The following is a 19,359-nucleotide window of genomic DNA, read 5'->3' on the forward strand; positions in this document are numbered from 1 at the left end:
GGTTCACCGCGGAGCCACGGATGACGGCCAGCACCTGGTGCCCGTTGCGCCGGGCGTCCGAGAGCCGCTCCAGCAGCAGCATCCCGGCGCCCTCGCCCCAGCCGGTGCCGTCCGCCCCGTCGGCGAAGGACTTGCACCGGCCGTCCGGGGAGAGCCCGCGCTGACGGCTGAAGGCGATGAACGCTCCCGGGGTGGACATCACCGAGACACCGCCGGCCATCGCCAGCGTGCACTCGCGCTGGCGCAGCGCCTGCACCGCCAGGTGCAGCGCGACCAGGGCCGAGGAGCACGCGGTGTCGATGGTGACCGCGGGCCCCTCGGTGCCGAGGGTGTAGGAGATCCGGCCGGCCATCACCGCCGCCAGCACGCCGGTGCCGAGCGCCGCCTCGGGGTCCTTCGGCAGCTTCGCCAGCACGTCGCGGTAGTCCTGGCCGTTGGTGCCCGCGAACACCCCGATCCGGGCGCCGCGTACCGAGTCCGGCGCGATGCCGCCGCGTTCCAGCGCCTCCCAAGCCACCTCGAGGAGCAGCCGCTGCTGGGGGTCCATCAGCAGCGCCTCGCGCGGCGAGATGCCGAAGAAGTCCGGCTCGAAGTCGGCGGCCCCGTGCAGGAAACCGCCCCGCAGCACATAGCTCTTGCCGGACGCGTCCGGATCGGGGTCGTAGAGCGCGGCGCCGTCCCAGCCCCGGTTGTCCGGGAAGTCCGTGACGGCATCGGTGCCCTCGTCGACCAGCCGCCAGAGCTCCTCGGGAGTGCTGACGCCACCGGGGAACCGGCAGCTCATCGCCACGATGGCGATGGGCTCCTTCTCCTCGGTCTCCACGTCGCGCAGCCGCTGCCGGGTCTGGGCCAGATCAGCGGTGACCCTCTTGAGATAGTCGAGCAGCTTGTCATCGTTGGTCATCGAGTGTCGCCACTTCTGTGCGGAAGATTCAGCCTGGCGTGCGGGGCGGGGTCGGCGGTCGTGCTCACGTCGTCACGCCGTGCCGAGCTCGTTGTCGATGAAGGCGAAGACGTCGTCGGCGGAGGCGTTCTCCAGCCGCCCTGCGACCGACTCGCCGCCGGCCGCGGACAGGGTCTCGGTCAGCCCGTTGAGCATCGCCTGCAGGCGAGCCGTGAACCGGCCCTGCTCGATCTCCTCGACCTTCAGCCCACCGAACGCGGCCTCCAGCCGGTCGAGTTCGGCCAGCAGCAGGTCGGCCGAGGAGCCGTCCTCGCCCTCGCCCAGCTCGGTTCCGAGGTGCTCGGCCAACGCGGCGGGCGTCGCGTAGTCGAAGACCAGCGTGGCCGGCAGGGCCACTCCGGCGGCGGTGCTGAGCCGGTTGCGCAGGTCCACCGAGGTCAGCGAGTCGAAGCCGAGGTCGCGGAAGGCGGTGCTGGGATCGATCCCGCCGGCCGCGCCGTAGCCGAGCACGGTGGCGGCCTGGGTGCAGACCAGGTCCACCAGGGCGCGCTTGCGCTCGCCGCCGGTCAGGGCGGCCAGCTTCTGGGCGAAGCCGTCGGGGACCGCGTTGTCACCGCCGCCGGCCGCCGCCAGTCCCTGGACCTCGGGCAGGTCGGCCAGCAGCGGGCTGGGCCGGGCGGCGCCGAAGGCGGGCGCGAACCTGGTCCAGTCCACGTCGGCCACGGTCAGCGTGGTCTCGCCGCTCTCCAGCGCCCGGCGCAGCGCGGTCAGCGCCTGGTCGGGGTTCATCGCCGAGATGCCGAGGTTGCGGCCCGCGTCACGCACGGCGCCGTGGTCGGCCATGCCGCCGCCACCCCACGGTCCCCAGGCGATCGAGGAGGCCGCCAGGCCCTCGCCGCGCCGGTACTCGGCCAGCGCGTCCAGGAAGGCGTTGGCGGCCGCGTAGTTGGCCTGCCCGGCGCCGCCGACGGTGGCGGTGAGCGAGGAGAACAGGATGAACGCCGACAGGTCCAGCTCCGCGGTGAGCTCGTGCAGGTTCAGGGCGGCCTGCGCCTTGGGCCGCAGCACCGTGGCGAAGCGCTCGGGGGTGAGCGCGTCCAGCACGCCGTCGTCCAGCACGCCGGCCAGGTGGATCACGGCGGTCAGCGGATGCTCGGCCGGGACGGTGGCCAGCAGCGCGGCCAGGCTCTCGCGGTCGGCCGCGTCGCAGGCGGCGAAGGTGACCTTGGTGCCGGTCGCGGCCAGCTCCTGCCGCAGTTCGGCGGCGCCGGGCGCTGCCTCGCCACGGCGGCTGATGAGCAGCAGGTGCTCCGCACCCTGCTCGGCCAGCCAGCTCGCCACCCGGGCACCGACCGCGCCGGTGGCGCCGGTGACCAGCACCGTGCCGGTGGGCTGCCACGGGGCACCGGGCCGCACCGGCGCGTGCTCCAGGCGGCGGGCGAACAGGCCGGACTCGCGCAGGACCAGCTGGTCCTCGTCGCCGTAGGCGGTGAGCGCGGTGGCGAGTCGGGCCAGGGTGAGCGGGCCGAGCTCGGCGGGCAGGTCGAGCAGGCCACCCCAGCGCTCGGGGTGCTCCAGCGCGGCCACCCGGCCCAGGCCCCAGACCTCGGCCTGGCTGAATCCGCTCGGACGGGCCGAGGACTCGTGAGCCATCGCGTCCCGGGTGACGGCCCACAGCCCGGCCTCGATGCCGGCGTCGCCGAGTGCCTGGATCAGCGCGGCGGTCACGGCGGCCCGGGTGTCGAGCGCCAGCAGGGAGAGAACGCCGTCCACCGCACCGTGACCATCGAGCAGTTCGGCCAGGGCGGTGCGCTGCTGCGCGGCCGTGGGCACGGCGAGCAGCTCGACCTGGTGGCCGCGCTCGCGCAGCGCGGCCAGCGCGGCCTCGACCCACGGGTCCTGGGCCAGGTCCTCGGAGACCACGGCCAGCCAGCGGAACGCGGCGGCGCGGTCCTCGGAGCCGGGCAGCATCCGCCAGCCGACGCGGTAACGCCAGCCGTCCACCGTGGCGTTGGCCTGCCGCTGGTCGTACCAGGAGGCCAGCGCCGGCATCAGCGCGGCCACCGGGGCCTGGTCGTCCACGCCGAGGGTGGCGGCGACCGCGGCCACGTCCTGCTCCCGGACCAGCTCCCAGAACTCGCCGCCCCCGTCGCCGCCGCGGCCCGGGGCGGTGGCCGCCGTGATGGACGGGGCGTTTTCCCAGTGCCGGTCGCGCCGGAAGGGGTAGGTCGGCAGGTCCACCACGCGGGCGCCGGTGAACAGCGCCGACCAGTCCGGGCTCAGGCCGCTGACGTGCAGTCGGCCGAGCGCCGTCAGCAGCGCCTTGGCCTCGCCCTGGTCCCGACGCTGGGTGGCGACCACCTCGGCCACGATGTCCTGGGACATGCCGGTGAGCACCGAGTCCGGGCCCACCTCCAGCAGCCGGGTGACGCCCTCGGCGGCCAGGGTGCGTACACCGTCGTGGAACCGGACGGCCTCGCGTACGTGGCGCACCCAGTAGTCGGGCGAGGTCAGCTCGTCGGCGAGCGATCCGGTCAGGTTGGAGACGACCGGCAGCTGCGGCTGGTGGAACTCCAGCTTGTCGAGCACGGCCCGGAAGGACTCCAGCATGTCGTCCATCCGGTGCGAGTGGAACGCGTGCGAGACCTTCAGCCTGGTGGTCTTCTCGAACCGGGCGGCAACCGCGAGCACCGCCTCCTCGTCGCCCGAGACGACCACCGCGCGCTCGCCGTTGACCGCGGCGAGGTCGGCGCCCTCGGTGAGCAGCGGGGCGACCTCGGCCTCGCCGGCCCGGATGGCGACCATCGCGCCGCCGGTGGGCAGCGCCTGCATCAGCCGGCCGCGCGCGGCGACCAGGGTGACGGCGTCGCTCAGCGAGAGCACACCGGCGACATGGGCGGCGACCACCTCGCCGATCGAGTGCCCGCCGAGCAGGTCGGGGCGGATGCCCCAGGACTCCAGCAGGCGGTAGAGCGCGACCTCGAAGGCGAAGATGCCGGCCTGGGTGAAGACGGTCTGGTTCAGCAGCTCGGACTCGGTGTCCAGCACCACCTCACGCAGCGGCCGCTCCAGGTGCTGGTCGAACTCGGCGCAGATCTCGTCGAAGGCACGGGCGAACCCGGGGAAGCTCTCGATCAGTTCGCGCCCCATGCCGGGGCGCTGGGAGCCCTGGCCGGAGAAGACCACGGCGAGCTTACCGGGGCCGGCGGCGACCTGCGGCAGCTCCCGGCCCTCGGCCAGCGCGCGCAGCCCCTCCAGCAGTTCGGCGCGGTCGTGGCCGACCACCGCGGCGCGGTGGGTGAGCAGGGCGCGGGTGGTGGCCAGCGAGAAGCCGACGTCCAGCACATCGAGGTCATCGGCCGCGGCGATCAGCCGGCTCGCCTGGTCCTTGACCGCCTCCGCGGTCTTGGCGGAGAGCACCCAGGGCACGGCCGGTAGGGCGGCGCGCGGCGCCCGCTCCGCCACTTCCTCGGCCGGGGCCTCTTCGAGGATGGTGTGCGCGTTGGTGCCGCTGATCCCGAAGCCCGAGACGGCGGCGCGGCGCGGCTGACCGTAGGTCTGCCACGTCCGGGCCTCGGTCAGCAGCTCGACGTCGCCCGCCGACCAGTCCACCGCGGAGGTGCGGCGCTCGGAGTGCAGCGACTTGGGCAGCACCCCGTGGCGCATCGCCATGACCATCTTGATCACGCCCGCCACGCCGGCGGCGGCCTGCGGGTGGCCCATGTTGGACTTGATCGAGCCCAGCCACATCGGCCGGCCCTCGGGCCGGTTCTGCCCGTAGGCGGCGATGACCGCCTGGGCCTCGATCGGGTCGCCGAGCTTGGTGCCGGTGCCGTGCGCCTCCACCACGTCGATCTGGTTCGGCGACAACTGGGCGTCGGCCAGCGCCGACTGGATCACCCGAATCTGGGCCGGGCCGCTGGGCGCGGTCAGGCCGTTGGAGGCGCCGTCCTGGTTGATCGCGCTGCCCCGGATCACCGCGAGCACCCGGTGCCCCTTGCGCCGGGCGTCCGAGAGCCGCTCCACCAGCAGCACACCCGCGCCCTCCGACCAGGCGGCGCCGTCCGCGTCCTCGGAGAAGGACTTGCAGCGCCCGTCGGCCGACAGCGCCCGCCGCTCGCTGAACTCGATGAACATCTCGGGGCTGGCCATCACCGCGGCACCGCCGACCAGGGCGAACTCGCACTCGTCGCGGCGCAGCGACTGGGTCGCCTGGTGCAGGGCCACCAGCGATGCGGAGCACGCGGTGTCCATGGTGACCGCGGGTCCCTCAAGGCCCAGCGTGTAGGCGATCCGGCCCGAGACGATGCTGCCGGAGATGGTGCCGCCCACGTAGTCGTGGTGCATCAGGCCGACGAAGACGCCGGTCCGGGTGCCCTTCATCGACTGCGGGTCGATCCCGGCCCGCTCGAATGCCTCCCAGGAGGTCTCAAGCAGCATCCGCTGCTGCGGGTCGGTGCCGGGCGCGTCCTTGGGGCTGATGCCGAAGAACGCGGGGTCGCACTCGGCGGCGTCGTGCAGGAAGCCGCCCTGGCGCACGTAGCTCTTGCCGGGCTTGCCGACCTCGGGGTCGTAGAGGTTCTCCACGTCCCACCCGCGGTCCACCGGGAAGCCGGAGATCACGTCGGCGCCTTCGCTGACGATCCGCCAGAGGTCCTCGGGCGAGCGGATGCCGCCGGGGTAGCGGCAGGCCATCCCGATGATCGCGATCGGCTCGCGGTTGAGCTCCTCCAGCTCGCGCACCCGGCGGCGGGTGCGCTCCAGCTCGCTGGTGGCCCGCTTCAGGTAGTCGCGGAGCCTGTCGACGTTGGCCGGGTCTACCATCACTGGACTCCAGATTCGTTGTCGATCGTCGCGAAGAGTTCTTCGTCGGTGGCGGTGTCGAAGTCGTCCGGCGCCTCGCCGCCCGCGCTGTGGGTGTCACGCCAGGTCCGCAGCAGCGCTTCGAGGCGCGCGGTGATCCGGGCGTGTGAACCGTCCTGGTCCGGCAGTGCGGTCAGCGCGACTTCGAGCCGGTCGACCTCGGCGACCATCAGCCGGGCCTGGTCGGCCGGGCCGGGGACGAGTTCGGCCTTGAGGTAGGCGGTCAGGACGGCCGGTGCCGGCTGGTCGAAGACCAGGGTGGCGGGCAGCGAGAGGCCGGTGGCCGTCCCGAGCAGGTTGCGCAGTTCGACCGCCGCCAGCGAGTCGAAGCCCATCTCCTGGAACGCCTTGTTCGGGTCGAGCGCCTGGGCCGAGGTGTGGCCGAGTACGGCGGCCACCCCGGAGAGCACCAACTCCAGCAGCAAGCGGTCGCGATCGGCGTCCGGCAGCGGGGCGAGGCGCTCCCGCCAGCCGCTCTGCGCATCGGCGCGGGAGGTGCCCGCGGCGCCGGCGGCGCGGCGCGAGGCGCCGCGGACCAGTCCGCGCAGCAGCGTCGGGACGCCGTCGGTCCTGGCCCGCACCGCGGCGACGTCCAGTCGCATCGGCACCACGAGGGCGTCCTCGGCGGCCAGGGCGGCGTCGAACAGCTCCAGGCCCTGGGCGGCGGGCAGCGGTGGCAGGCCCATCCGGTGCATCCGCTCCAGATCGGCGGCGTCCACCTGGTCGGCCAGGCCGCCGACCTCGGACCACAGGCCCCAGGCCATCGAGACGGCGGGCAGCCCGACGGCCCTGCGGTGGGCCGCGAGGCCGTCCAGGAAGGCATTGGCGGCCGCGTAGTTGGACTGGCCGCCACCGACCAGCAGGCCGGCGGTGGAGGAGAACAGCACGAAGGCGCTGAGCTCGCGGTCCTGCGTGAGTTCGTGCAGGTTCCAGGCGGCGTCCACCTTGGGCCGCAGCACCCGCTCGACCTGCTCGGGGCTGAGCGCGGCGAGCATCCCGTTGTCGACCACGCCGGCCGAGTGCACCACGGCGCCGACCTGGTAGCGGCCCAGCAGCTCCGCGAGTTGGCCGCGGTCGGCCGCGTCGCAGCTCGCCAGCGCGACCTCGGCGCCGAGCCCTTCGAGCTCGGCCCTCAGCTCGGCCGCGCCGGGGGTGTCCGCGCCACGCCGACTCGTCAGCAGCAGCCGCCGGACGCCGTGGGAGCCCGCGAGGTGACGGGCGATCAGCTGTCCCAGGCCGCCGAGGCCGCCGGTGATCAGCACGTACGCCTCGGGGTCGAACTTCGGCGGCTGCGCCGGATTCGCCCTGGCGAGCCTGGGCACCGACAGCTTCCCCTCGCGCACCGCGACCTCGGGCTCGCCGCAGGCCAGCGCGGCGGTCAGGCCCGCAGTGCCGTCGCTGTCCACCAGCAGGAAGCGACCGGGGTTCTCCGACTCGGCGGCCCGCACCAGTCCGGCCAGCGGCGCGTGGGCGAGCTCACCGGCCCGGATCACCACCGCCAGCCGGGAGTGGTCGAAGCGCCGGTCGGCGAGGAAGGCCCCGAGGACGGCGAAGGTCTCGCCGACACTCCCGTGCACCGCGGCGGGCACCTCACCGGCGACCGTGGCCGCCGGCAGGACGATCAGGCTCGGCGCTGCCTCGATCGACGCCAGGTCCGGGTGGACCGGCACGCCGAGAGCGAGGTCGTCGGGGCCGCAGACCACGACGTCCGCGGGCAGGGCTTCGGCCGTGGCGGGGTCGAGCGGAACCTGCTCCAGGCGGAAGAGCGACTCCCCCGGGCCGGCGGCCAGTTGCCCCGCCGAGACCGGGCGGGCCACCAGCGTGCGAACGGTGGCCACCGGCGCGCCGGTGCCGTCCGCGACCGCCAGCGAGACTGCGTCCTGGCCGGCCTTGGCGACGTGCAGCCGCAACTCACCGGCCCCGCCGGCGTGCAGGGAGACCCCGCCCCAGCTGAACGGCAGCACCGCCTGGCCGTCACCCAAGTCGATCAGGTTGACGTGCAGGGCCGCGTCCAACAGCGCCGGGTGCAGACCGAAGGCGGCGGCCGTGGCCCGGGCACGGTCGGGCAGGGCGGCCTCGGCGAACAGGTCCTCGCCGCGCCGCCACGCCGCGCGCAGTCCCTGGAACACCTCGCCGTAGCCGTAGCCGACCCCGATGAGCCTGGGATAGAGCTCGCCCAGCTCAACGGGTTCGGCCCCTTCGGGCGGCCAGACCCGTAGGTCGAACTGCGGCTCCTCAGCGGCGCTGGTGAGCAGTCCGCCGGCGTTCTGACTCCACGGAGCGTCCGGCGCGTCCGCGGGCCGGGAGTACACCGCGACCGTGCGCCGCCCGGCGTCCTCGGCGCCGACCGCGACCTGCACCGCCACCGCGCCCTGCTCCGGCAAGGTCAGCGGCGCCTGGAGCGTCAACTCCTCCAGCAGGGCGCAGCCGACCCGGTCGCCGGCCTGGATCGCCAGCTCCACCAGGGCCGTACCGGGCAGCAGCACCGTGCCGTGCACGGCGTGGTCGGCCAGCCAGGGCTGGGCTGAGCGGGAGAGCCGCCCGGTCAGCACCAGCCCGCCCGAATCGGGCAGTTCGGTCGCCGCGGCCAGCAGCGGGTGCTCGACGGGGAGCTGACCGAGGCCGCTCGGGTCGCCGCCGGCGGCGGTGGCCTCCAACCAGAGCCTGGTGCGCTGGAACGGGTAGAGCGGCAGGTCGACCCGGTTCGGGCGACGGCCTTCGAAAAGTGCGGCCCAGTCGACCGGCACGCCGTCGGCGTGCAACCGCCCCAGGCCGCCCAGCAGCTCCCTCGTCTCGGCCGAGTCGCGGCGCATCGTCGCGGCGGCCACCAAGTCACCGTCGAGGCAGTCCTGCGCCATAGCGGTCAGCACCGCGTCCGGTCCCAGTTCCAGGAGCCTGCGCACGCCCAGGGCCGCAAGCGCGCGCAGCGCCGGCTCGAACCGCACGGGTCGGCGGACGTGGTCGACCCAGTAGTCCGGCGAGCCGAGCTCCTCGGCGCCGGCCAGGGCGCCGGTCAGCGTGGAGACGATCGGGATGCCCGGCGCGCCGTAGGACTGCGCCTTGGCGACGAGGGCGAACTCGGCCTGCATCGGCTCCATCAGCGGGGAGTGGAAGGCGTGCGAGACGGTCAGGCGGGTGCTCTTCCCGAACCGGGCGGCGAGCGCCAGCACCGCCTCCTCCTCGCCCGAGACCACCACCGAGCGCGGCCCGTTGACCGCGGCCAGGCCCACCCGCTCACAGAGCAGCGGCAGCACCTCGGCCTCAGTGGCCCGGATCGCCACCATCGCGCCACCCGCGGGCAGCCGGCTCATCAGGCCGCCGCGCGCCAGCACCATGGCGGCCGCGCCCTCCAGCGACAGCACGCCGGAGACGTGCGCGGCGGCCAGCTCGCCGACCGAGTGGCCGACCAGGTAGTCGGGGCACACGCCCAGCGACTCCACGAGTCTGAAGAGTGCCACCTCGACGGCGAAGATCGCCGCCTGGGCGTAGTCGGTGCGGTTCAGCAGCTGCGGCTCCGCCTCGATCACCCGGGCAAGCGGGATCTCCAGCTCCGGGTCCAGCAAGGCGGATACCTCGTCGAAGGCGGCCGCGAAGACCGGGAACGCCCGGTACAGCTCCCGCCCCATGCCAAGGCGCTGCGAGCCCTGCCCAGTGAAGAGGAACGCCAGTTTCCCGTTGCCGACCGCGGTGCCCGCAGCCAGGACCAGGGCTGCCAGCAGCTCCTCGGTGGAGCCGCCGACGGCCACCGCGCGGTGCTCCCAGGAGGAGCGGGTGCAGGCCAGCGAGAAGGCCACCTCGGCCGGGTCCAGCTCGGGGCGGGCCTCGACCCAGGCGTGTAGCCGGCCCTTCTGCTCGGCAAGCGCCTCGGGGGTGCGCGCCGACAGGAGCCACGGGACGGCGTCCAGTCGCGGTGCGGGGGTCACCGCCGGGGCGTCGGCGCTCTGCGCCTGGCTCTTCGCGGTCTCCGCCTCGTCCTGCGCCCCGGCCTGCGGCTCGCTGTCCGCCTCGGTCTGCGGTTCGAGCGCCGGGGCCTGTTCGAGGACCACGTGCGCGTTGGTGCCGCTGATCCCGAACGAGGAGACCGCCGCTCGCCGGGGCCGTCCGCTCTCGGGCCACTCCTGGGCCTCGGTCAGCAGCCGGACCTCGCCCGCCGTCCAGTCCACCTGGGTGGAGGGGCGGTCCACGTGCAGGGTCTTGGGCAGTTCGCCGTGCCGCATCGCCTGCACCATCTTGATCACCCCGGCCACGCCCGCGGCGGCCTGGGTGTGCCCGAGGTTGGACTTGATCGAGCCGAGCCACAGCGGCCGGCCCTCGGGCCGGTCCTGGCCGTAGGCCGCGAGCAGGGCCTGGGCCTCGATCGGGTCGCCCAGCGCGGTACCGGTGCCGTGCGCCTCGACCACGTCGACGTCCGCCGGGGAGACGCCGGCGCTCGCCAACGCCTGCTTGATCACCCGCTGCTGGGAGGGGCCGTTGGGTGCGGTGAGCCTGCTGCTGGCTCCGTCGGAGTTGATCGCGGTGCCCTTGACCACGGCCAGCACCCGGTGGCCGAGCCGCTGGGCGTCGGAGAGCCGCTCGACCAGCAGCATGCCCGCGCCCTCGCCCCAGCCGGTGCCGTCGGCGCCCTCGGCGAAGGCCTTGCAGCGGCCGTCGGGGGCCAGGCCGCGCTGCCGGCTGAAGTCAATGAAGGTCTCGGGGGTGGACATCACGGTCACCCCGCCCGCCAGCGCCAGCGTGCACTCGCCCGACTGCAGCGCCTTGACCGCCCAGTGCAGTGCCACCAGCGAGGACGAGCAGGCCGTGTCGACGGTGACGGCGGGCCCTTCCAGGCCGAAGGTGTAGGCCACCCGGCCCGAGGCCACGCTGGCGGCACTGCCGTTGGCCAGATAGCCGTCGAGGTCGTCCGGAACCGAGAGCAGCCGGGTCGCGTAGTCGTTGTACATGACGCCGACGAAGACGCCGGTACGAGAGCCGCGCAGCGCCGCGGGGACGATGCCGGCGTCCTCGAAGGCCTCGTGGGAGGTCTCCAGGAGCAGCCGCTGCTGCGGATCCATCGCCAGCGCCTCGCGCGGCGAGATGCCGAAGAAGTCCGGGTCGAAGTCGGCGGCGTCGTGCAGGAACGCCCCGGTCCGGGCGTAGGTCTTGCCCGCCCGCGCGGGGTCGGGGTCGTACAGTGACTCGACGTCCCAGCCCCGGTCGGCCGGGAAGTCCGACACCGCGTCGGCACCGGCGGCCACCAGGTCCCACAGTTGCTCGGGCGTGGCGACCCCGCCGGGATACCGGCAGGCCATCCCCACGATCGCGATCGGCTCGTGCGCGCGGTACTCCGACTCGCGCAGCCTGCGCCGCGTCTCGCGCAGATCCGAAGTGGTTCGCCTGAGATAGTCGAGCAGTCGGTCCTCGTTGTTCGCCAACGCAGTCATCCGATCGGGATCGATGCCTTCGGAAACGCGGGATCCCGGCTCGTCGGTCCATGTCCCCGCCTTTGGGAGGCTAGGGATCAGGGGGTGTCGGGGTCACCCCCTACTGCCCCCTGGAGCGAACCGGCCCCCGCTTTCCGAAGCATGTCGATTGCCGCGCCGATTGGCCCGCCGACATGGCGGCCACCACCAGCGGACCTGCGCGGATCGCCCGCCGCCGACCAGCCGGCGAGACCGATGTTGACAACACTGGTGTACCAAACATAACGTCAAGTCGACTCTAGGGAACGGGAAGTGTTCCCCTGAGCAGCCACAAGTCCACGATCGACCCGGAGCATCCGGGCAAGCCCGCCCGACCCCGGGAGGTCTGGACCAGTCCAAGACAACAGCGCCATCCCTGCCGCCCACGCCACGCGAAACGCCGACGGGGCAGGCAATTCCAATGATGGCAGCAGGCGACTTTCTGCTGTAGAGAAGATTTCACTTCCGCGTTTCCAGCAATTGTCGTCAAACAGCAAAGATATTACCCAAGGGGATCCATAAGGGTGGACGTCCCCGGTAAAGTCTTTCGCGGATTCAATTCAAGAACAATGGCCACGGGGGAGGCCATTACGGGGGAGGTCATGGTGCGCCTATTCGAGCGCCATCGAGAACTTGAGACCCTACGCGACGCGTTCGCCGAGTGCGTCGCCGGAGCGGGGCAGCTTGTCATCGTCACCGGCGGCCCGGGGGTCGGAAAGACCAAGCTGCTCCACGAGTTCGCAAACGCCGCGGGCAAGACCGGCGCCGGGCTGCTGACCACCCTCGGCTCCCCTCAGAAGCGGGCCCAGCCGATGAGCGCCATCCGGGAACTCCTGCACAGCGGCGAGCTCCCGACGGATGTCCTGGAAGGCTCATTACAGCCTGACATCGAAGTCAACTCAGCGTCAGGTGCCGGATACCGAACGGCATCGGGTCGACCGGACCACGGCAGCACACAATACGCCCCGGAAGCCCTTCTCCAAGCCGTGTCCGCACCGATCTTGGAGTTAGCCAGGGAACGTCCCCTGGCCATCGTCATCGACGACGCCCACCTCCTGGACACCCAGTCCCTTCAGACCCTGCTGTACCTCCTGCGGCGGATCAGGAACAAGCGGATCACGGTGCTCTGTGCCGGCTGGGAGCAGTGCGCGCTGCCGAACCCGCTCATCCACGACGGCCTCAGCCGCCAACCACACCACCGGGTCCGGCTGGCGCCACTGTCCGAGCAGGGCGTGGCCCGGATGCTCGCCGCCCAGGCCAACCGGCCGGTGCCCGCCGAGATCAGCGCCACCTACCACCAGGTGACCGGCGGAAACCCCATGCTGATGCACGCCCTCCTGGACGACGGCACCCAGTTCGGCACCGAACTCGGTGAGCCCGTGCCGAGCATCGCCTACCGGCACGCGGTGCTGGCCTTCCTCTACCGAGGCGAGCCCAGACACCTCTCCGTCGCCAGGGCGCTGGCCGCGCTCGGCGACCACGCCAACGCCCGGACCGCCGCGCTGCTGCTGTCGGCCGGCCCTGACGCGGTGCAGGTCGTGGTCGACGTGCTGAGCTCCACCGGCCTGCTCGACGGCTACCGCTTCCGCCTGCCCGCCGCCGCCAACGCGGTGTTGAGCGACCTCGATCCCCGCGAGCGCTCGCAGCTGCACGGCAGGGTCGCCCGACTGCTCTATCTGGACGGGGCGCCCGCACCCGTGGTGACCCACCACCTCATGGCCGCGGGCCGGGTCGACGAGCCCTGGGGCTTGTCGGTGCTGCGGCTGGCCTCCGAGCAGGCGCTGGCCGCGGACGACGTCGAACGGTCCACCGGCTACCTGCGCCTGGCCCTGCGCGAGTCCGCGGACGAGCACGAACGGCACGCCCTCTCCACCGCGCTGGCGCGGGCGGAGTGGCGGGTGAACCCGGCCGCCGTGACCCCGCACCTCAATCCGCTCCACCGGCGCGTGCTGGGCGATGACCTGGAAGCGCGGGACGCGGCCACCGTGGTGCGGCACATGCTCTGGCAGGGCGAGACCGGCCTCGCCGACGAGGCTGTGACCGCGTTGGCCGCCTCGCTCGCCCCGGGCGACGCCCACGTGCTGGCCGAGGTGGAGTTCGTCCGGCACTGCTTCTTCGGCGTGCCCCAGGTCAGCCACCGCAGTGACCTCGCCAAGATGGCTACCCTGGAACAGGCCACCACGGGCAAGGTGAACACCCTGTGGGCCACGGTGGCCCTGCTGGTCGGTGGAAGCGTCAGCGCCGCGTCGGTGGCGCAGGTGACCGAGGCCCTGTACAGCGACCAGGTCAGCGACCTGAAACTGGAACTGACGGTCATCTCTCTGCTGGTCATCGCCTTCACCGGCCAGGTCCAGACCGCGATCGAGGTCTGCGAGGCGCTGCTGAGCGACTCGGTGCGGCGCGGGTGGACCACCTGGCAGGCGCTGCTGCTCGGCATCCGAGCCGAGATCGCCCTGCTGCAGGGTGATCCGGGCACCGCGGAGGCCAAGGCCACCGAGGCGCTCGAACTGCTGCACTCCCAGGCCTGGGGTGTCCTGATCGGCCTGCCACTGTCGACGGCGATCTCCGCCAACACGGCCATGGGCCGGCACGAGACCGCGGCGCAGCTGCTGCGGCGCAAGGTGCCGGACAGCATGTTCAACACCAGCTTCGGCGTGCAGTACCTGCGCGCCCGGGGACACCACTACCTGTCCACCGACCGGCCGTTCGCGGCGCTGAACGACTTCGAGACCTGCGGGCACCTGATGCGCGACCGCAGCCCCTCCCTGCAGCCGATGGTCCCCTGGCGCACCGACCTCGCCCAGGCCAACCTGCGGATCGGCAACACCCGGGTCGCCAAGGAGCTGGCGGAGGAGCAGGCCGGGCAGCGCCACCCACTGGGCACCCGCTCGCGGGCGATCGCCCTGCGGGTACTGGCCGGCACCAGCCAGCCGCGGCATCGCACCGCGCTGCTGCGCGAGTCGATCGACCTGCTGCAGGCCTACGGCGACCGGCTGGAACTCGCGCTGGCCTTCGCCGACCTGTCCGCCACCTACTACGAGCTGGGCGACTACGCCAGAGCCCGCCTGATTGAGCGTCAAGCCGCCCAGGAGGCCGGCGACGGCGAGCCGCAGGCGGCGGCGGACGGCGGGATGCCGCAGAACGAACCGGTGCCCGCCGACTCCCCTGCCACCCCCTCGCCCGCCGCCGGCCCCGCAGCCACCCCGATTGCCGACCTCGCCTCGCTGCTCAGCGACGCGGAGAGCCGGGTCGCCGTCCTGGCCGCGCTCGGATACACCAACCGTGAGATCAGCGGCCGCATCCATGTGACGGTCAGCACGGTCGAACAGCACCTCACCCGCGTGTACCGGAAGTTGAACGTCGCCAGCCGCACCGAACTGCCGTCCAAGCTCCTGGAACGACAGATCACCGCGCTGCCCGAGCACCAGTCGGCCACCAATCACCGCCCTCGCCAGCGCGCCGTGGCCACCAGGGAACTCCCAGTGCTCTGGCGCCGGTTGGCGCTGTAAGGCCTGTTGGAAGGCCTGCTGCCCGGCGCCGAAGCCGCCGCGTCCGAACCGCCCCGCGGGCAGTCGGCGGCGGCTTTGGCGTTGGTGCATCGGGAGGGCTTCCTTCGGGTGTCGGGGTGGGCCGGGGATTCCGAGCTGCTCGTGCTGAGGCGGGCGGCCGGGAGGGCGGTGCCGGTGATGCCACCGGCACCGCCTCGCGGCCTCCGGGGGGTCTGCTCGGCGCGATCCCGCCGGGCAGACCCCCCGGTCCTGCTAGTCGAACTTGCCGAGCTCGTCGTCGAGGAGATCGAAGAGCTCGTCGGCGGTGGCCGTGTCCAGCTCCGGGCCGCCCTGGTCGGCTGCCTCCGGGTGCAGGTCGCCGGCCCACCTGGCGGTCAGGGCGCGCAGGCGCAGGGCCACCCGGGAGCGCTGCTCCTCGTTGACCGAGCTGGCCGAAGCGGCTGCTTCCAGCAGGGACTCCAGTCGGATCACCTCGGCTTCGACATCCGGCACACCGTCCACGTCTTCGACCAGCTCGTCGAAGAGGTGGTCGACGATGGCCACCGGGGTCGGGTAGTCGAAGGTGAGGGTGGAGGACAGGCGCAGGCCGGTGTCGGCGCTGATCCGGTTACGCAATTCCAGCGCGGAGAGCGAGTCCACACCCAGCTCACCGAACGCGCGCTCCGGATCCACCGCCTCGGCGCTCGAATGTCCGAGCACCTCGGCAACGTGGCCGCGCACGACCTCCAGCAGCAACTGCCTGCTCTCCACCGGGGAGAGCGCCGCGAGCCGCTCGGGCAGCGGACTGAGCTGCGGCTTGTCGGTCGCGGCCGGCCCCGCCTGGGCGGTGCGGCGGGCCGGGGTCCGGGCGGCCAGCGCGCGGACCATCGGGGGCGCCTGCTCGGTGGGCTGCACCCGCATCGGCAGGAGCAGCGACTGGTCCGAGGTCAACGCCCGGTCGAAGAGCGCGAGCGCCCGGTCGACGGACAGCGGCTGGATGCCGTCCCGGGAGAGCCGGCGCAGCTCCGCCTCGCCGAGCGAGCCGGCCATCCCGGAGCCGGTGTCCCACAGGCCCCAGCCGAGCGAGAGCGCGGGGAGTCCGGCCGAGCGCCGCTGGGCGGCCAGGGCGTCCAGGAAGGCGTTGGCCGCCGCGTAGTTGCCCTGCCCGGCGGCCCCGAGGGTGGCGGCGGCCGAGGAGAACAGGACGAAGGCGGCCAGGTCCAGGCCCGCAGTCAGCTCGTGCAGGTGCCAGGCCGCGTCCGCCTTGGGCCGCAGCACCGCGTCCAGGCGCTCATCGGTGAGCGCCGAGATCAGAGCGTCGTCCAGGACCCCGGCGGCGTGCACCACCGCCGTCAGCGGGTGCTCGACGGGGATGTCGTCGAGCAGCGCGGCCATGGCCTCACGGTCGGCGGCGTCGCAGGCGGCCACCGTCACGGTCGCGCCCAGCTCGGCCAGGTCCGCCAGCTCCGTTGGCAGGACCCCGGTGCGGCTGGTCAGCAACAGGTGCCGGACGCCGTGCTCGCCCACCAGGTGCCGGGCGAGCAGGCGGCCGAGGCTGCCGGTACCGCCCGTGATGAGCACGGTGCCCTGCGGGTCCAGCGGGCTGACGCGCTCGAAGGCCGTGGCCTCGGCCAGCCTCGGGACGTACGCCTGACCGGCCCGCAGCGCCAACTCCGGTTCCCCGGTGGCCACCGCCGCCGCCAGGGCGGCCTCGGAGGCGGGATCCTCGTCGAGATCGGCCAGGACCAGACGGTCGGGGTGTTCGACAGCCGCCGCGCGCACCAGACCCCAGATACCGGCCTGCGCGGGGTCCGGCGCGCCGTCCACGCCCACCGCACCCCGGGTGACGACCACCAGCGGCGCGCCCTCGGCACGGTCCTCGGCGAGCCGCTCCTGGAGGACGGCCAGGGCGCGGTGAGCAGCCTGACCGGCCTGGGCCGGAGCGCGCGGAACGCCGTCGACGGTGATGGTCACGGTGTCCGGTTCGAGCTGCGCTTCGTCCTGTTGGAGAGCCGCCAACGGCACCGGCACCCAGTGCAGTTCGAACAGGTCGCCGGAGCCCGAGGCGGCCGTGACCGCGGCCGCGGCCGCGTTCAGCTGCTCGGCGAACACCTGCCGGATCCGCAGCGCCGACACCACGGCGACTGCTGCGCCGGCGCCGTCGAAGAGCTGCAGGCTCAGCTGCTCGGTGCTCTGCGGGGTGAGCCGCAGCCGCAGGGCCGAGGCACCCGCCGCGTACAACGCCACGCCCTCCCAGGAGAACGGCAGGGTCATCACCGTCGGGTCCTGGCCGTCCAGCAGGTCGATGGCGTGCAGCGCGGAGTCGAGCAGTGCGGGGTGCAGGCCGAATCCGGTCTGCTCGGCCTCCTCGGGTAGGGCGAGCTCTGCGTAGACCTCCTCGCCCAGCCGCCAGGCGGCCCGCAGGCAGCGGAACAACGGGCCGTAGCCGTAACCCTGGTCGGCGAGGCGGTCGTAGCTGCCGTCGAGGTCGACGGGCACGGCACCGGTCGGCGGCCAGGCCTGAAGCGCGGCGGGTTCCGGCGCGCTCAGCGGGGCCAGGACGCCGGTGGCGTGCCTGGTCCATGCGGCGCCGCTCTCCTCGATGCGGGCGTGCACGGTGACCGGGCGGCGCCCGGATCCGTCATCGGCGCCGGTGACCACCTGGAGCTGGATCCCGCCCTGCGCGGGCAGCACCAGCGGCCGTTCGATGGTCAACTCCTCGACCAGGGTGTTGCCCACCCGGTCGCCCGCCTGGACCGCCAGTTCCACGAAGGCACTGCCGGGCAGCAGCGCCACGTCGGCGACGGCGTGCTCGGCCAGCCACGGGTGGGTGCTCAGCGAGAGGCGTCCGGTCAGCACGGTGGTGTCGCTCTCCGCCAGCCTGAGCTCGGCACCGAGCAGCGGGTGCCCGGCCGCCGCCTGGCCGAAGCCGGCCGCCTCGCTCGGCCCTGACGGTCCGTCCTCCAACCAGAGCCGTCGGCGCTGGAAGGCGTACGTCGGCAGGTCGATCCGGCGCACCGCCGTACCGCCGTAGAGCCGCTCCCAGTCGATCGGGACGCCGCGCACCTGCAGCGCGCCCAACGCCGTGGCCAGGGCCAGGGGTTCCTCCTTGTCCCGGCGCAGCACGGAGATCAGCGCCGAGCGCTCGGGGTCGGCCAGGCAGTGCGTGCCCATGGTGGAGAGCACCGCGTCGGGGCCCAGTTCCAGGAAGGTGCGGACCTGCTCGGCCTCCAGGGTGCGGATCCCGTCGGCGAAGCGGACGGCCTCGCGCACGTGTCGCACCCAGTACTCGGGTGAGGTCAGCTCTTCGGTGGTGGCCCGCTCGCCGGTCAGGTTGGAGACGATCGGCACGGTCGGCGGGGCGAACTCAAGAGTGCGCGCGACCTCGGCGAACTCCGCCAGGATCGGGTCCATCAACGGCGAGTGGAACGCGTGGCTGACCCGCAGGCGCTTGGTCCTGCGGTGAGTGAAGGCGGCCTCGAAGGCGGCCACCGCCTCCTCCGCACCGGACACCACGACGGCGTTCGGCCCGTTGACGGCGGCGATGCTCACGGCCTCCCCGAGGTGCGGCAGCACCTCCTCCTCGGTGGCGTCGACGGCCAGCATCGCACCACCGACGGGCAGTGCCTGCATCAGGCGGCCCCGGGCCGCGACCAGGCGGGCGGCGTCATGAAGGCTCAGCACGCCCGCGACGTGGGCGGCAGTCAGCTCGCCGATGGAGTGCCCGGCCAGGAAGTCCGGCCTGATGCCCCAGGACTCCAGCAGCCGGAAGAGCGCGACCTCCAGGGCGAACAGGGCGCTCTGGGTGTATCGGGTCTGGTCGAGCAGCTCGGCATCCTGATCGAAGATCAGCTCCCGCAGCGGACGGTCGAGGTGCGTGTCCAGCTGGCCGCAGACCTCGTCCAACGCGCGTCGGAAGACCGGGTGGCGCTGGTACAACTCACGGCCCATGCCCGGGCGTTGCGCGCCCTGCCCGGTGAACAGGAAGGCGAGCTTGCCGGCCACCGGCTTGCCGCGCAGCACGCCGGGCGCTGCCTCACCGGCCGTCAACGCGGTCAGCCCCACGGCCAGTTCGTCCCGGTCACGGGCTATCAGCGCGGCCCGGTGGCCGAGCTCGGAGCGGCCGGTGGCCAACGAGAAGGCGAGGTCGGCGATCGGCGCGTCCACCAGGGCGGTCAGCTTCGCCGCCTGGGCCGAGAGCGCCTCCGGGGTGGCCCCGGAGAGCAGGACGGGCAACAGCGGGGCCTCGGTACCCGCCGGCTCGGCGACCTGCTCGGTGACGGCCTCGATGATGGTGTGGGCGTTGGTGCCGCTGATCCCGAAGGAGGAGATCCCGGCCCGGCGCGGCCGCTCGACCTCGGGCCAGGCCCGGGCCTCGGTCAGCAACCGGACCTCGCCCGCCGACCAGTCCACCTTGCCGGAGGGCTCGTCCACGTGCAGGGTCTTGGGCAGCACACCGTGGCGCATCGCCTGCACCATCTTGATCACCCCGGCCACACCGGCCGCCGCCTGGGTGTGACCGATGTTCGACTTGACCGACCCCAACCACAACGGCCGATCCGCCGAGCGGCCCTGACCGTAGGTGGCCAGCAGCGCCTGCGCCTCGATCGGGTCGCCCAGCGTGGTACCGGTACCGTGCGCCTCGACCACGTCGACATCGGCGGCC

General features: G+C 73.2%; 5 protein-coding genes. 1 reads left to right on the plus strand and 4 read right to left on the minus strand.

What is annotated here, in order from left to right; all coding sequences use genetic code 11:
• The 3 genes from ACWDBB_RS35115 to ACWDBB_RS35125 form a co-directional block, all read right to left on the minus strand.
• Window positions 1-904, minus strand: a 904-nt coding sequence (locus ACWDBB_RS35115) for a beta-ketoacyl synthase N-terminal-like domain-containing protein (RefSeq protein ID WP_392884562.1), incomplete at its 3' end; no start/stop codon positions are given.
• A gap of 72 nt (window positions 905-976) precedes the next feature.
• The gene (locus ACWDBB_RS35120) at window positions 977-5,728 is read right to left on the minus strand and encodes a type I polyketide synthase (protein WP_449793466.1); all 4,752 of its coding nucleotides are present in this window, start codon (window positions 5,726-5,728) and stop codon (window positions 977-979) included.
• Window positions 5,728-11,178 carry an SDR family NAD(P)-dependent oxidoreductase gene (locus ACWDBB_RS35125; RefSeq protein ID WP_449793463.1) on the minus strand — a complete coding sequence of 1,817 codons (5,451 nt, stop codon included), beginning with the start codon at window positions 11,176-11,178 and terminating at the stop codon, window positions 5,728-5,730. The genes ACWDBB_RS35120 and ACWDBB_RS35125 overlap by 1 nt, the downstream gene beginning before the upstream one ends.
• Before the next feature lie 629 nt (window positions 11,179-11,807).
• Between ACWDBB_RS35125 and ACWDBB_RS35130 the strand changes: the two genes are divergently transcribed.
• Window positions 11,808-14,714 (plus strand): ATP-binding protein, encoded by a 2,907-nt coding sequence (locus ACWDBB_RS35130; RefSeq protein WP_449793464.1) that lies wholly within the window; start codon window positions 11,808-11,810, stop codon window positions 14,712-14,714.
• Window positions 14,715-14,966: 252 nt separating this feature from the next.
• Here ACWDBB_RS35130 and ACWDBB_RS35135 read toward each other — a convergent pair.
• On the minus strand, window positions 14,967-19,359 hold a 4,393-nt coding region (locus tag ACWDBB_RS35135; RefSeq protein WP_449793465.1), incomplete at its 5' end, for an SDR family NAD(P)-dependent oxidoreductase.

This window comes from Kitasatospora sp. NPDC001095 (assembly GCF_053598615.1).